16 protein-coding genes and 1 pseudogene are annotated in these 15,743 nt (G+C 40.3%); all 17 read left to right on the plus strand.

The window, feature by feature from the left end:
• The first annotated feature begins 3 nt into the window (after nt 1-3).
• Nucleotides 4-1,482, plus strand: a complete 1,479-nt coding sequence (gene argH / locus ABFG93_RS16490; RefSeq protein WP_347549103.1) for an argininosuccinate lyase — start codon at nt 4-6, stop codon at nt 1,480-1,482.
• Between the two features lie 184 nt (nt 1,483-1,666).
• A complete protein-coding gene (locus ABFG93_RS16495; RefSeq protein WP_347549104.1) occupies nt 1,667-2,116 on the plus strand; it encodes a glycoside hydrolase family 32 protein in 450 nt (149 codons plus the stop codon).
• Complete coding sequence (locus ABFG93_RS16500) at nt 2,116-2,679, plus strand: GH32 C-terminal domain-containing protein (protein WP_347549105.1); 564 nt, start codon at nt 2,116-2,118, stop codon at nt 2,677-2,679. Before ABFG93_RS16495 ends, ABFG93_RS16500 begins: the two co-directional genes overlap by 1 nt.
• Nucleotides 2,680-2,969: 290 nt before the next feature.
• Nucleotides 2,970-3,995 carry a LacI family DNA-binding transcriptional regulator gene (locus ABFG93_RS16505; RefSeq protein ID WP_347549106.1) on the plus strand — a complete coding sequence of 342 codons (1,026 nt, stop codon included), beginning with the start codon at nt 2,970-2,972 and terminating at the stop codon, nt 3,993-3,995.
• A 45-nt stretch (nt 3,996-4,040) separates the two neighbouring features.
• Nucleotides 4,041-4,634: a DUF624 domain-containing protein gene (locus ABFG93_RS16510; protein ID WP_347549107.1), complete on the plus strand. Its 594-nt coding sequence runs from the start codon at nt 4,041-4,043 to the stop codon at nt 4,632-4,634.
• A gap of 42 nt (nt 4,635-4,676) precedes the next feature.
• On the plus strand, nt 4,677-5,315 hold the full coding sequence (locus tag ABFG93_RS16515) for a glycoside hydrolase family 32 protein (protein ID WP_347549108.1): 639 nt from the start codon (nt 4,677-4,679) through the stop codon (nt 5,313-5,315).
• Entirely contained in the window at nt 5,269-5,721 is a 453-nt protein-coding gene (locus ABFG93_RS16520) for a hypothetical protein (protein WP_347549109.1), read from the plus strand. The genes ABFG93_RS16515 and ABFG93_RS16520 overlap by 47 nt, the downstream gene beginning before the upstream one ends.
• A 29-nt stretch (nt 5,722-5,750) precedes the next feature.
• A pseudogene (locus ABFG93_RS16525) lies at nt 5,751-6,179 on the plus strand (GH32 C-terminal domain-containing protein); the annotation flags it as partial.
• Nucleotides 6,180-6,328: 149 nt separating this feature from the next.
• The gene (gene rpiA, locus ABFG93_RS16530; RefSeq protein ID WP_347549110.1) at nt 6,329-7,000 is read left to right on the plus strand and encodes a ribose 5-phosphate isomerase A; all 672 of its coding nucleotides are present in this window, start codon (nt 6,329-6,331) and stop codon (nt 6,998-7,000) included.
• Nucleotides 7,001-7,566: 566 nt separating this feature from the next.
• Nucleotides 7,567-8,103, plus strand: coding sequence for a TetR/AcrR family transcriptional regulator (locus ABFG93_RS16535; RefSeq protein WP_347549111.1), 537 nt, complete (start codon nt 7,567-7,569; stop codon nt 8,101-8,103).
• A gap of 252 nt (nt 8,104-8,355) precedes the next feature.
• On the plus strand, nt 8,356-9,249 hold the full coding sequence (locus tag ABFG93_RS16540) for a 3-keto-5-aminohexanoate cleavage protein (RefSeq protein WP_347549112.1): 894 nt from the start codon (nt 8,356-8,358) through the stop codon (nt 9,247-9,249).
• A 1-nt stretch (nt 9,250) separates the two neighbouring features.
• A complete protein-coding gene (locus ABFG93_RS16545; protein ID WP_347549113.1) occupies nt 9,251-10,219 on the plus strand; it encodes an L-carnitine dehydrogenase in 969 nt (322 codons plus the stop codon).
• Between the two features lie 17 nt (nt 10,220-10,236).
• A complete protein-coding gene (locus ABFG93_RS16550) occupies nt 10,237-10,710 on the plus strand; it encodes a thioesterase family protein (RefSeq protein ID WP_347549114.1) in 474 nt (157 codons plus the stop codon).
• A gap of 36 nt (nt 10,711-10,746) precedes the next feature.
• A complete protein-coding gene (locus ABFG93_RS16555) occupies nt 10,747-11,946 on the plus strand; it encodes a quaternary amine ABC transporter ATP-binding protein (protein ID WP_347549115.1) in 1,200 nt (399 codons plus the stop codon).
• Nucleotides 11,943-12,776, plus strand: coding sequence for an ABC transporter permease (locus tag ABFG93_RS16560; protein WP_347549116.1), 834 nt, complete (start codon nt 11,943-11,945; stop codon nt 12,774-12,776). The genes ABFG93_RS16555 and ABFG93_RS16560 overlap by 4 nt, the downstream gene beginning before the upstream one ends.
• Nucleotides 12,777-12,840: 64 nt before the next feature.
• Nucleotides 12,841-13,722, plus strand: a complete 882-nt coding sequence (locus ABFG93_RS16565; protein WP_347549117.1) for a glycine betaine ABC transporter substrate-binding protein — start codon at nt 12,841-12,843, stop codon at nt 13,720-13,722.
• Nucleotides 13,723-13,780: 58 nt separating this feature from the next.
• On the plus strand, nt 13,781-15,457 hold the full coding sequence (locus ABFG93_RS16570; protein WP_347549118.1) for a CocE/NonD family hydrolase: 1,677 nt from the start codon (nt 13,781-13,783) through the stop codon (nt 15,455-15,457).
• Nucleotides 15,458-15,743: the final 286 nt, after the last annotated feature.

Consider the following 15,743-nt stretch of genomic DNA (forward strand, 5'->3'; position numbering starts at 1 on the left):
AATGTGGATAATAGAAAGGTAGATTTCGAGTTAGAGGATGGAGCATGTTTTCCAGGAAAAACCTATGTTGATGAGCTTCTGAAACCTGTTTTTAAAGATCAGCGTGATTACTTATTTGACGCGATGTTTATGATTCATCGCGCGCATACGACGATGCTGAAGGAACAAAAAATCATTAAGGATGTTGAAGCAAAGCAGATATTGGACGGTGTGAATCAAGTTGCGAAAATGGAAAGAAATTTACTGAACTATATGCCAGAATATGAAGATCTCTTTTTCCTTGTGGAAGCTGAAGTTGCGAAGTTGATTGGTCACGATTTAGCAGGGAAGATGCATATTGCGAAGAGTCGAAACGATATGGGTGAAGCGATGTATCGCATCGTTATCCGTGATCATATGCTCGACCTTTTAGATATCTTAAGAAAGTTAGGGCAATCGCTTGTCGCACAAGCAGAAGACCATGTTCATACAATCATGCCTGCACACACGCATACACAACCTGCTCAACCGACTACCTTTGGTCATTATCTACTCGCAATTTCGGATAATCTATCAAGAGACGTGGACCGCTTATGGCAAGCCTATCATACAGTTAATCGTTCACCGATGGGGGCGGCTGCCATTACAACGACCGGGTTTCCAATTAGCCGGGAACGAATGGTTGAGCTGTTAGGATTTGATGACATCATGGAGAATTCATATGATGCGATTGGAACAGGAGATTATTTAATTGAAACCGCTCTTACATTAGTTAGTGTAATGACGAATATGGGTAGATGGATTCAAGAGCTTCTTAGAATGGCCTCCAATGAAGTAGGATTACTAAAAGTTTCTGACGCTTATGTGCAGGTAAGTAGCATTATGCCGCAGAAACGGAATCCAGTATCTTTGGAACATTCAAGAGCTCTCGCTAGCAGCGCAGTTGGTGAAGGACTAAGTGTCATTCAGATGATCCACAATACACCATATGGAGATATTGTGGATACTGAGGATGATTTACAGCCACATCTTTATAACGGATTCCATAAAGCCAATCGTGTAACGAAGCTATTAACAGCTGTGATTACGACGATGAAGTTCAACAAGGAACGAGCGCTTAAGCAAGCAAAAACCAACATGATTACAATTACTGAGCTAGCTGACGTACTTGCAAGAGATTATGATGTGCCATTTCGAAAGGCTCATCAGATATCTAGTTTAGTAAGTAAGAAAGCGAACGAGAGAAAGAAAGAGTTGTATGAATTGAGAATTTCTGAAGTAAATAAGTGGATCGGGGACGTACAGCTTTCAGAAGAAGATTGGAAAAACATTTGTGATCCATCAAAGTTTATTGAGCGAAGGAGTGTTACGGGTGGACCAAATCCCCAGGTAGTCGAACACATGGTACAGAAACGGAAATTACGTTGGAAAGAGTTAGGTGAGAAAGTAGAAACTTATTCTACACAGATAGAGTCTGTTAAAGAGGATTTGAGGAATTTATAAAGGTGTAGTTAGTGTCGTTCGTTCAAATCGATGGTACAAACGATGGGCGATGTACCGTACAGCTTGTTGGACTTTAGGAGTTTCGTTTGCAATCCTAGCAGTGTCTAGTCCATTGGCTACCTAAAAGGGTTTAATTATTACATCCAGTTTTTTACTCCTGGATGAGGGGTATAACTAAAGGTGCTTGCATCATGATGGGTTTCGAGATCCTTTTGTATGGAAAGAAGGAGATAGCTGGTATCAAATTGTTGGGACTGGAATAGAGAGCGTATGTGGAGCCGTTATCATTTTCACTTCTGATAATTTAGTAGATTGGGATTGTAAAGGACTTCTATACGATGATAAGAATCAGCATTTCCCTTACTTAGGTGAAGTGTGGGAACTGCCGATTTTGCTTCCAATCGGGAAAGGAAAGCATATTTTTATCATTAGTCCTGTTGGAAAAAACGCAGATGTAGAAGTCTTCTACTGGATTGGGACATGGGATAAAAAACATTATCGCTTTATACCAGATCAGAAAGAACCGCAGCTCATTGATATAGGAGATTTTCATTTTACTGGACCAAGTGCCATGATTGATCCCCAAACCGGCCGATTGATTTTGTTTACAATCGCACAGGGGGGCGCTCGCTAATGGATGAATACGCAGCAGGCTGGGCACATAATGGTGGTCTCCCTGTTCACTTATGGTTACGAAATGATGGGAGATTAGGTATTAAGCCGATCAAAGAATTAACGAAGCTCCGAAAGAAAAAGTTGGTTTCGTTAGAAGATAAATCAGTCGAAGAAACAAATGCCATCTTAGCTCATGTGAAAGGAAATATGCTAGAACTCTGTGTTGAATTTCAAGATGCTGTTGCGAGTGAATATGGAGTGAAAGTCTTAAAGTCTGATAGCGGGAATGTAGAAACGTTACTTTACTATGACAGCAAAGAAGAGACGTTAAATGTTTTAAAGAAAACTAATGATTCAAAGTTACCGAGCCAATCTCAAGGTGGAAAGCTTCTATTAAATGGAGAGCGGTTAAGGCTTTATATTTATATCGATTGTTCAATCGTAGAGTGTTATGCCAATGAATTAAAAAGCATAACGACTAGAGGATACCCTCAGATTGAAGCATTAGGACTAGAGATATGGGCTAATGATCGGGTAACCGTGAAGTCGATGGAAGTTTGGGAGATGAATCCTGCATTTTAACATTCTTTTGACCATGCACTTGATTCACATCATGTAATTGAAAACGGATAACCCAAGTTGCCTGAAAGGATGAGTCACTTATTTTGAAGGGAGTTCTTTTCATTCAATGCAGGAAGTTAATTGACAGCGCTTACTTAAAAAACTATAATAATACTTATAGAATACGTAATCGTTTACCTAAGCTCTTTAATAAGAGCTTATTTTGCAAAAGTCACGTAATCGATTACGCGTTACGTGATATGTTCGTACCTTAAAAGGAACGAGTAATCTGATAAGAAGGTGAAAAGGATATGGACACCGTTAAAGATGGAAACAATATGCGTTCAAAAATGAAAGATGTTGCTCAAAAAGCAGGTGTCTCTACTGCCACCGTTTCTCACGTCATTAACGGAACGAGGTATGTTTCTGAAAATACGAAGAAAAAGGTTTATCTAGCTATGAGGGATCTCAACTACAGTCCCAATTTCGTTGCTAGAAGTCTTCGAAGCAGCAGTTCAAAAACGATCGGTTTGATCATTCCTGCAAAAGAAATGGATACATCGGGTTTTTTCTTTATGTCAATTGCACATAGCATTGAGAAAAAGCTTAAAGAAATTGGCTATCAGTTAATATTAAGTAATTCAAATGAAGAAATTGAGAATGAGATTCAACAAATCAATATGTTTAAAAATCAAATGATTGATGGATTAATCATGGCTCCAACCTACGGAGACCATAGCTATCTAAAAGAATTTGAAGATACATTACCGATTGTGTTTATTGATCGAAAGCCGGAGGGTATTGATTGCGACTGTGTGCTTGTCGATAACTACAAAGGTACTTATGATGCTATGAATCATTTAATTCATAAGGGACATCAGAAAATAGGATATATCTCTGGACCACTGGGGCTAACGACTAGTGATGAAAGACTTAGAGGATATAAGCATGCGCTATTGGAAAACAATCTTCAGGTTGATGAAGGCATAATTGTTATCGATGAAGCCTCACTGGAAGCGGGGAAAAATGCTATGGCGTTTTTACTCGAACAATCGAAATGCACGGCGGTCATGATCGGCAATAATATTCTAACGTTAGGTTCTGTCGTTACGTTAAATAAAAGCAAGGTTCAAGTACCAGAAGACATGGCTGTTATTGGATATGATAACTATGAATGGACAGAAGCGACGAATCCACCGTTAACAATCATTAAACAACCGATTCATGAAATTGGAGAAAAGGCAGCGGAATTGTTGCTCGCTCGTTTAGAAAATCCTCAGAAAGATACCTCATGTGTGAGCTTGCCATCAAGCTTAGAAATACGAAGTTCATGTTAATGCTAAAAAGGTAGTTCAATTTCGTAATGACGGGAGGAGAATGTGTTGGGTGAACATAAATACAAAGTGTTTTCTTATTTAGAAAAAATAGTCGATTTTCTCTTTCTCAGCTTCTTATGGCCATCATGTGCCTCCCGATCATCACTATTTTCCCTTCAACATGCTATGTTTGGCGTCGTTAGAACATGGCAACTTCAAAAAGGTGACGCCGGTGTTTTCGTTACTTTTTTCAAGTTGTTTAAGGAGAATTTCAAACAAAGTTTTGGTTTATCCCTTATTTGGAGTTTAGTAGGACTGTCTTTATACATTAATTTTCAAATCTTATCTCTTTCTGGATCAATGATAGAAGTCGTGATTTTTATCGTGAGTGTCTTACTAAGCATCATTTACATTCTCATAACCATTTACTTATTTCCTATGATGGTTCATGTAAAAGCAAGGTGGCACTTACTAGTGCGAAATTCGTTTTTTCTTGTAGTAGCTAGTCCGTATTTAACAATTGTAATAGGTGTTGTCACACTGGCTACAGTGTATTTCTTGTTAGATAATCCAGCTGGCTTATTTTTCATCACGAGTATACTGGCTTACTTTATTAGTTTTTGGTTTCTAAAAGCAATTAGTAAACTACAAATAAATTAATGAATCAGTTTAAAACTTTGTTTATGGAAAGGGTGCTGAATATTGGATGTCGAACAAGTGGTGCCTCGAAGCGACTATTCTGAGAAGCATAGACCTCAGTTTCACTTTACTCCGGAATCAAATTGGATGAACGACCCAAATGGGATGGTTAATTTTAATGGGGAGTATCATTTATTCTATCAATATCATCCTTATAGTAACGTATGGGGACCGATGCATTGGGGACATGCGGTTAGTAAGGATTTAATTCACTGGGAGCATCTTCCCATTGCGTTAAAGCCAGATCACAATGGCGCTATTTTCTCGGGGAGTGCAGTTGTCGACTGGGATGACACAACTGTTTTTTTTAACGGGGAAAGCGGTCTCGTAGCGATCTTCACTCATGCTGATACATATCCTGGATCAGAGAGACCAAGGCAGCGGCAGAGCCTGGCTTACAGCAGCGATAATGGGAGAACCTGGACATTTTATGAAGGTAACCCAGTTTTGTCAGAACCTCGAATTCTAGATTTTCGAGATCCTAAAGTTTTCTGGCACGATGAAACGACTCGCTGTGTGATGGTGATCGCTTCGGGGCAATCAATCAGTGTCTACACTTCGTTAAATTTAATCGATTGGGAGTTTGCGAGCACGTTTGGAAAAAAAGGAAGGGTCACACCAGGGTGTATGGGAATGTCCTGATTTATTTAAACTGCCAATCGATCACGATCCTGCCAATCAAAAGTGGGTATTACTTGTTAGCCTTGGAGATCATCTGGATGTCGAGAGCGGTTCAAAAACACAATATTTTATTGGAGAATTTGATGGGGAAAAGTTTCGAAACGATCATCACTCAGACCATGTATGTTGGCTTGATCATGGAAGAGACAACTATGCGGGCGTAACCTGGTCAGATTTACCAGATTATGATGGGAGAAGAATTTTAATTGGATGGATGAGTAACTGGCGCTATGCGAATGAAACACCTACAGAAGGTTGGCGGAGCGCTATGACAATCCCTAGAGAGTTATCTCTGAAGTCTACTTCGACTGGTTTGCAACTTATTCAAACCCCTGTTAAAGAACTGAAATGTATTAAAGAACTTTAAAAGTATTTAAAGAACGAAAGGTAGAATCAGGAGAAAATATGCTAGATGGTATTCAAGGGAACTCTCTTGAAATAAACCTCGATCTTGATCCTGGCTCAACAGAAGTAGTTGGCTTAAAGGTATTAATGTCTGAAAAGGAAGAGACGATCATTGAATATGATACTAGAACCAAAATACTAACCTTTGATCGAAGTCGATTAGGTGATTCCTCTTTTCATTCCTCTTTTGCTTGTACACAGACAGTGCCACTGGCATCTGATCATAATCGCTTACACCTGCGTGTGTTGATTGACCGCTCTTCCATTGAGGTTTTTGGGAATAATGGAGAAACGGTCCTTACAAATTTAGTATTTCCTACAAAGGAAGCTAGTAACGGTCTTGAGTTATACTGTAGTGGAGAGGTTTTTATCCATTCAATGGAGATTAATAGATTGAAGTCAGTGTGGTCTAATAAATGAATATGGTAGAAAGAGTTCTAATCTTTTAGAACTCTTTTTCTATTCAATCGATTTAAGTAATGACTTCTCATCGTCTGCGTTTGTTACAATAAAGCCAACAAATAGGAAGACTTACTTTAAACTCTCACATAAAAGGTCAGGTGTCACAAATGAATATCAAACAAAAATGCGCCAAAGCAGCTCTAGCATACATAAAAGACGAAACCATCATCGGCCTTGGCGGCGGAAGCACAATTGGTTATTTAATTGATTACATAAAAGAACAGGGTTTAAACGTAAAAGTTGTCACGCCATCTTTCCAAACAAAGCTTCTTTGTGTAAAGCAAGGTCTGAAAGTCTTACCGACTTATGCGGTTGATGAGGTTGACGTTGCATTTGATGGTTGTGATGAGGTCGATGAGAAGTTGAATGCACTGAAGAGCGGCGGGGGTATTCATACGCAGGAAAAGCTGATTGCACAAATGGCGAAAGAGTATATCTTGCTTGTTGACGATTCGAAATTTGTATCGACGTTAACTTATTCGCATCCAGTCGTGCTTGAGATCTTGCAAGATTCACTATCGCTTGTGTTGAAAAAAGTTGAAGAAATCGGTGAGAAGGCCGTCATTCGTAAAAGCTCTGCAAAGGATGGCTACATAATCAGCGATTATGGAAACTTTTTAATTGATGTGTATGTTGAGCCCGTGCAGGATAGTGTTCAACTTGAAAAACAGCTAAGGGGACTACCAGGTGTTATCGATGTGTCGCTCTTTACGACGGTCGTGACAAAAGTGTTAGTAGCGAGTGGAGATCGAGTGGATGTTGTTTCAAAATATGAATAATAAAAGGTGCCTGTCACCGCTTGCTAATATTTTTGAGATCTATACACATAGCTATGAGCTTACTTATTCAGAAGGTGCTTATTGAAATGATGTGTTGAAGAGGAAGGAATCAAGAGATATGTCTCTATTGGTTCTTTTTTGTTTGAAAAACTTGTAGTTGTAACGATATCGATGCTGATTACGATTGCACGTTCTCAGGGAATGTCAAAGGTGGTCCTTATCAAATATTTCTTTTAGAATAAGAGGAATTCTATGTTTTATCAGGTCAGGTTTAGACATGCTTTTGTTCGAGGACAGTTGTCTCTTGAGATACCTCCACCAGAATCCCCATCCCTTTCTCAATTTTATCCTGGGTCGAATGCGTGAAGTTCAGGCGCATGGTATTCGATGATCCTAGTAATTGTTGAATCTATACCGTCCACATAGTATAGTAAAAGTCAAAGTTGGCCATATAACTAATATATGATTGATATGAATTCACCTCTCCCGTGTTTTGCATTCAGCAAAATGGGAGGGGCTTTATTGTAGGTAGCAGGTCTACCATTATAGAGGTAAAGGAGAATAACATGGGTAGAAATTCTAGAAAATTGGAGATTCTTCATGCGGCTTCGAAGGTAGTCAGTGAAAGAGGGATTTTCAACCTTACTTTGGAAGCAGTGGCAGAACAGGCGGGAATCAGTAAAGGCGGCCTTCTTTATCACTATCCTTCGAAAGAGGCTTTAGTTCAGGGGATGGTCGAACATCTTGCGAGTAATTATCAGGATAAAATCGCCAAAAATGCGGAAGCTGATCCTGTCGATAAGGGGAAGTGGACACGCTCTTTCATAGATGTGACATTTAATCAAAGTTATGAAAATAAAGACATGAATGCGGGTTTACTAGCAGCAAAAGCAGTCAATTCGGATTTACTAGAGCCAATACGTCATGCTTATAAAAACTGGCAGCATGAAATTGAAAACGATGGACTAGATCCTGTCAAAGCAACCATCATTCGCCTGGCTATTGATGGAATCTGGTTATCGGAGTTGTTTGATATTTATCAAATTGAAGACGCTAAGAAAGAAGAAGTATATCGTACGTTGAAAGCCTGGTCAGAGGAATAAAGATATGCACTCCACCCGAAATAGGGTGGAGTTTTTTTGTTTTTGTGAGTTATTTTAAGATCTTTTTTCTATTGCTCTATCTATTGATCTGATAGGACTAATGATCACCTCTCGCAAAAAACGGAGCGAGTAGAATATTAAGGATACCTTGAAAGGTTACCGTCCGGATGGTATAGTTTCATTTGTGTTAATAAACCGTCTGGATGGTACATTAATAATAAAATAGATAATAAAAGTAAAGGGGAATTAACTATGAGCCAAAAAGTTCTTTTAACAGCGGCTGTTACCGGAGCTGGAGATACAACAGAAAAGAATCCTCATGTTCCTGTAACACCGAAAGAAATTGCAGAAGCAGCTATCGAATCCGCAAAAGCAGGTGCAACTGTAGCCCATGTTCATGCTCGTGATCCAAAAACAGGTGGCATCAGTCATAGCGTGGACCAATACCGAGAAATTGTCGATCGTATTCGTGAATCTGAAACAGATGTCATTATCAATATCACCTCTGGTGGAGGCGGTGATTTCATTCCAAGTCTGGATACACCAGCAGCTGGTGGCACAGGAACAGACATGCAGACACCAAAGGAGCGTCATAAACCTGTAGGCGAATTACTTCCAGAGATGTGCACATTGGATTGCGGAAGCACGAACTTTGGAAACATGATTTACATGAGTCCGACCGATTGGCTACGCGAACAAGCTCAGTTGATTCAAAAAAGTGGTGTAAAGCCGGAATTAGAATGCTTTGACACGGGCCATGTCCGTTTTGCGAATCAGCTCATCAATGAGGGACTAATTGATGGAGATCCGATGTTCCAATTTTGCTTAGGAATTCCTTGGGGAGCTGAAGCAGATGCAGAAACGCTGCTCTATATGAAGAATCGTCTGCCTGAGAACGCTCATTGGTCTGCATTTGGAATCGGACGTATGCAAATGCCGATGGTCGCACAAGCAGCGATGCTCGGGGGGAATGTTCGTGTTGGTCTTGAAGACAACATTTATTTGAAGAAAGGCGTCATGGCAAGGAATGATCAGCTTGTAGATAAAGCTGTGCACATGCTTCATGGCAATGGCGTAGAAGTTATGACTCCTCAAGAAGCTCGTGAACAATTTAATTTAAGAAACCCTCATAAAGGTGGTAAGTAGAATGAACGGACACAACCCAATGAATAAAGTAGCTGTCATCGGCACAGGCGTGATCGGAAATGGTTGGATTGCTCGCTTTTTAGCCCAGGGATTAGATGTTGTGGCTTTTGATCCTGCAGAAGGTGCTGAAAACCGAACGCGACAGGCTGTGGATCATGCTTGGGCTTCTCTTGAAAAACTTGGTTTGGCAGAAGGAGCTTCAAGGGATCGTCTTCAATTTTCTGACAGGATGGAAGAAGTTATCGCTGATGCAGACTACATCCAAGAAAACGTTCCTGAACGTGAGGAATTAAAGAAAACCGTTCTTCAAAAAATCGATCATTTTTCGAACCCAGAAGCGATCATCGGTTCAAGTACCTCTGGAATTAAACCAAGTATTTTACAAGAAGGAATGGAGCATCCGGAACGTTTTATAGTAGCTCACCCGTTTAATCCTGTTTATTTACTTCCACTCGTTGAAGTAGTCGGTGGGAAGTTCACCGAAGAAGCAGTCATTCAAAGGGCTAATCACTTCTTTGAATCCATTCAGATGAAGCCTCTTACCATAAACAAAGAAGTAGATGGTCATGTTGCTGATCGTTTAATGGAAGCTCTTTGGCGTGAAGCTCTTCACCTTGTAAACGATGGAGTTGCGACCACAGAAGAAGTCGATAAAGCGATTATTTATGGAGCTGGTTTACGCTGGGCTCAAATGGGACCTTTCTTGACGTTCCACCTAGCAGGGGGCGAGCAAGGCATGCGTCATATGTTAGAGCAATTTGGTCCTGCCCTGAAGCTTCCATGGACGAAGCTAGAAGCACCAGAATTGACCGATGAATTAAAAGAACGGGTTATTGAAGGCTGCGAAAGCTATGCGGGCGATCAAAGCGTTGCTGATCTAGAACTGAAGCGAAATGAATTTCTTGTTAAGTTACTAGATTTAGTTGAAGAGTATTGGCCAGAATCTAAGAACATAGAGATTGATCAATAGACGAGGGGTGAATGGCGATGACAGCTCACAATTCTTTCGAATATAAAGACCATGTGCACAGTGATTGGGTGGATTATAACGGGCATATGAATGATGCCGCCTACGCAATTGTATTTAGCCAGGTCGTTGATAAATTCATGGATTACATCGGCTTACATGAGGAAGCCCGTGACAAGTTTGCTTACACTATTTTCACACTGGAAAATCACATTTGTTATTTGAAAGAAGGTCATGAGAAAGAAGATATTCATGTTTCGATTCAATTAATCGATGATGATGCCAAACGTCTACATGTTTTCTTTGAAATGAAAAATAAAAATGATGACCTTCTAGCCACTAGTGAGCAAATGTTGATGGGCATGGATACGAGGGAAGGACGCCCTGGCCCTTTTCCTGAATCCATAGCTAGTGAGATTGGTAAACTGCGAGATGCGCATGAACATTTAGATCAGCCTAAACAAGTGGGTAGACAGATTCGGATTCGACGATAAGTCATCACTTGATCGGGACAAAAGAGGAGAATGTTTATGAATAAAATCGAAGTTAAAAATATGACTAAAATATTTGGTTCTCATCCTAAGCAAGGTATGAAAAGTTTGGAGAACGGAAAAACGAAAGATCAAATTTTAGAAGAAACCGGTTCAACCGTAGGTGTAAACAAGGCCTCTTTTGCGGTTAAACCTGGGGAATTCTTCGTCATCATGGGACTTTCGGGAAGCGGGAAATCAACATTGATTCGTTTGGTGAACCGCTTGATTGAACCTACCGATGGAGAAGTTTACATCGACGGCGAAGATATTACTCTGATGAATCAATCTTCACTAATTAACACGAGACGCAAAAAATTAGGGATGGTCTTTCAGAAGTTCGGATTATTTACACACCGTACTGTCATCGCTAATGTGGCATACGGCCTTGAAATCCAAGGAATGAGCAAAAGTGACAGAGAGAAGAAAGCTCTAAAATCTATTGAAGATGTTGGACTGAAAGGTTATGAAAATAGCTATCCTAGCGAATTGAGTGGCGGTATGCAGCAACGCGTTGGACTTGCCCGAGCTCTTGCAAATGACACCGACATCTTATTAATGGATGAGGCTTTTAGTGCTCTTGATCCATTGATTCGAAAAGAAATGCAAGATGAACTGCTACATCTGCAGAAGAAGCTTGGCAAGACGATCCTGTTCATCACCCATGACCTGGATGAAGCCCTAAAGCTTGGCGACAGAGTAGCAATCATGAAGGATGGCCAAATCGTTCAGGTAGGAACATCGGAAGAGGTGTTAGAGAACCCTGCGAATAGCTACGTCTCTAACTTCGTCAAAGATGTAGATCGTTCTAAAATTTTAGAAGCTCATCACGTGATGAAAAAGCCTGAAGTACTGACGACGTTTAAAGACGGCCCGAGAGTCGCTGTAAGAAAGATGGAGGAAGCGGGTGCTTCTAGTATTTTTGTAGTTGACAAAGAGGACAACTTTAAAGGATTGCTTACCATTGAGCAAGCAATTGAAGCATACAAAAATGATCGTACGGTAGAAGAAGTTCTGATCGAGGATACTTATTCAACATCTATGGATACCCCGTTGAATGATCTTCTTGGAATAGCAGCGGAAACGAAATATCCGATCGTCGTATTAAATGAAGGAAAATTGGCAGGCATCATTTCCAGAGTTTCTATTCTTTCAGGTCTTGTTCTTGGGAAAGAGAAAGATGAGGTGAGAGAAGGATGAACTATTTTCATTTTCCATTAGAGGAATGGACAAATATATTTGTAACTAACTGGTTGTTACCGGTGATGGGAGGTTTCTTCAATCAAATTAGTGTAGTGCTAGATTCTTTTATTACATCGATGACGGATCTACTAATCGCCATTCCACCAGAGGTGATTACGATCATCCTGATTTTATTGTCATGGAAATTAGCTGGTAAAGGAATTGCGCTCTTTACATTGATCGGCTGTCTCTATTTAGGGTCAGTGAATCTATGGGATGGTGCAATGCAAACCATTGCCGTTGTTATCGTATCCACATTCATGTCTGTCGTTGTAGGAGTACCGATGGGGATTTTAAGTGCGACTAACCCAATGATCAACAAGATTGTGCGTCCTATTTTAGATTTCATGCAAACTCTACCAAGCTTTGTTTACTTAATACCTGCTATTTTGTTGTTTGGGCTAGGTGGAGTACCTGCTGTTATTTCAACCTTTGTATTTGCGACCCCGCCAGCTGTTCGTATGACGACTTTAGGTATTCAACAGGTTCCTGAAGATGTAGTTGAGGCATCAAGAGCTTTCGGATCCACACCTTCCCAATTACTATTCAAAGTACAACTCCCACTGGCAGTTCCAACTGTTATGGCAGGGATCAACCAAACGATTATGCTTGCCCTATCCATGGCAGTCATTGCATCTATGATCGGGGCACCAGGACTTGGTTCAACCGTCCTTTCAGGGATTTCCACAGTAAATGTCGGTCTAGGTTTGACAGGTGGATTAGGCATTGTTGTTTTAGCCATTATTCTAGACCGTATTACGCAAGGATTAGGTCGGAATGCATCTTAAAGAACGTCCATCATTTTTTAGATAAAAGAAGAAATGATCTCTCAAAAAATAAAGGAGGATACAAATGAAGAAAATTTTATTTGGAATAATGACGACTTTTCTAATGGTCTTAATTATCGGTTGTTCAGAACAAGAGGAAGCGAGCAGTGAAGCTTCTAATGAAGAAGCGAGTAAGGATCAAACGATTACCTTTGGTGTAACACCGTGGACAAGTACAGTACCTCCAACAAAAGTAGCCGGACTTATTTTGGAAGATATGGGCTATACCGTTGAAGAAACGAAATCAAACGTTGGCGGCGTATTCATGGGGTTATCTCGTGGAGATGTTGATGTATTCATGGACTCATGGTTCCCAATGCACAAAGTACACATGGATAAATTCGGTGACAAACTAGAACGCACAGCCGTGAGTTATCCTAAAGCCGAAACAGGCTGGGTGGTACCTGCCTATATGGAAGATGTTAATTCTGTATCCGATCTAAAAGGGATGGAAGATCAGTTTGGTAATAAAATGTACGGGATTGAAAAAGGGGCCAGCGCAACGAAAGAATCTGAAGAAATGATCAAAGCTTATGGGTTAGATATGAAACAGGTAAACTCTTCAGAAGGCGGAATGATGGCTCAAGCGATTCGCATGATGAATCAAGAAAAACCAGTTGTCTTCTTTGGTTGGAGACCACACACGATGTTCAACAAGTATGACTTGAAAGTATTAGAAAATGATAAAGGCTTCTTCGCACCTTCATCCGTAGAGGTCGTGACTAATCGTAAACTAAGCGAAAAAGCACCAGAAGCTTATGAATTCTTGAGTAACTGGAGCATCTCAATTGACGATGTCGAGCAAATGATTGTAGAAATCGAAGAAGAAGGAAGAGATCCAGAAGAAGTAGCTCAGGAATGGATCGATAATCATCAAGAAAAAGTGAACGAAATGATCCCAAAATAATAATGGAAAGAGGTCTGTATTAATGTGCAGACCTCTTTTTTTTAAAGGAGTGAACGTGATGGAAATTATTGTTGAAATGGATGTTGCTTGTACGTTAAGAGATGGTACAACCTTGTATGCCAATGTGTATCGGCCATCTTCGGTGGAGAAGTACCCTGTATTGTTGACAAGGCTGCCTTACAATAAGAATCTTCCGGATTTTCCCCATCGCTATATAGACCCGCTCCGATTAGCGCGCTCAGGGTATGTAATCATTATCCAAGATGTAAGGGGAAGGTTTGCTTCTGAAGGCGACTTTAAACCTTTTGTCCAAGAAGCGGAGGATGGTTATGATACCGTGGAGTGGGCTGCTGCTCTTCCTTATAGTAATGGACGTGTCGGGATGTTTGGATTGTCCTATTATGGATTCACCCAATTGTATGCAGCCGTTCTCCAGCCTCCGTCTTTAAAAGCTATTTTTCCTGTGATGACAGGCAGTAATTTGCAAGAGGGATTGGCTTATAGGGGAGGAGCTTTTGAATTAGGTTTAGTCGAAACTTGGATGCTGGATTCGATCGCGGCGGATTATTTAAATAGAATCAAGGAGAATCACCATCATTTAGAAACCATTCACCATGATTTGAATCATATTTTTGAATGGCATAAATATAAGCCAGTGAAGGAGTGGCCACCGCTCTGGAAGTATCCATCTATTGGGCATCTCTTTAACAAATTAGCAGATCCAGAGGATTCAATTCATATGGAGGCAGATATCACGAATGAATTAAAAAATATTGACGTTTCTTCCTATCATATTGCTGGGTGGTATGATTGTTTTTTAGGATCGACGTTAACGAATTATCAAGAAATGAAGAAGTCTGGTGAAGTAGATCAGAAATTAATGATCGGTCCCTGGGGCCATGGTGATTTTAATGCGGTCATCGGAGATCGTTTTTTTGGAAGCCACTGCTCAGGTTCATCGCTCGATCTTACCGGGCTCCATTTGAATTGGTTCGACAGGTGGCTTAAAGGACATTCACCTGAAACCAATGAAGACAAACCAGTTCATATTTTTGTGATGGGGATTAATGACTGGCGAGCGGAAGAAGAGTGGCCATTAAAAAGAGCACAATATGTCCCTTATTATCTTCAAAGACCCGGTTCTTTTTCAATTGAAAAAGGAAAATTATCAACAAAGAAATCAGAGAGTATAGGAACAGACTCTTTTATCTTTGATCCAGAACATCCTGTACCTACACAGGGGGGAGGAACATTGTTTTATCAAGGGATGAACATGGGGCCGAAAGATCAAAGGGGGGTATCTGACCGAGATGATGTTCTCGTCTACACTACCGAACCTTTAAGTAATCCACTTGAAGTGACGGGTCCGATCAAGGTAGAATTGATCGTATCCTCAGATGTGACACATACTGATTTTACAGCCACTCTTGTCGATGTACTTCCAGATGGAACATCTTACAATTTAGCTGATGGAATGGCTAGATTGGAAGGATTAAGGAATGAACCGACTCGGATTGTGATTGATTTGTGGGCGACGAGTAATGTGTTCTTAGAAGGTCACACGATTGGATTGCACATTACATCAAGTAATTTCCCACGGTATGATGTGAATCCAAATACAGGGAAGTCAACGTTCGATTCCTGGGAGACGAAAAAAGCTCATCAAAAAGTTTATTATGGACCTATTCATGAATCGTGCGTGTATTTACCGATAATACCGAATAGGGTTATTTAAATTGTATTAAAAAGTACCGGTAAATAAGTGAACATAAAGAAAAACGCTGGTATTACGGGGACGGTTCGAGACCAGTGAAAAAGTAGTCACTTTCCAAAAATAAGCTTTTAAAGGGGACTAAAATGTCTCGCCGTATAGCAAACGAGGCTTAGAAGCGATTCTAGAGGCTCGTTTTTCTTTTATCATTTTTCGTTGTAAAAAAGTTGGACTTTTTCACCAGTCTCGGACGGTTCTCGTGTTTCTTTTTGTTTTTTGGAACAAGACTAGAGCGATTGGTACTCAGGTT

This window comes from Pseudalkalibacillus hwajinpoensis, from assembly GCF_039851965.1.
Classification (GTDB): domain Bacteria; phylum Bacillota; class Bacilli; order Bacillales; family Guptibacillaceae; genus Guptibacillus; species Guptibacillus hwajinpoensis_E.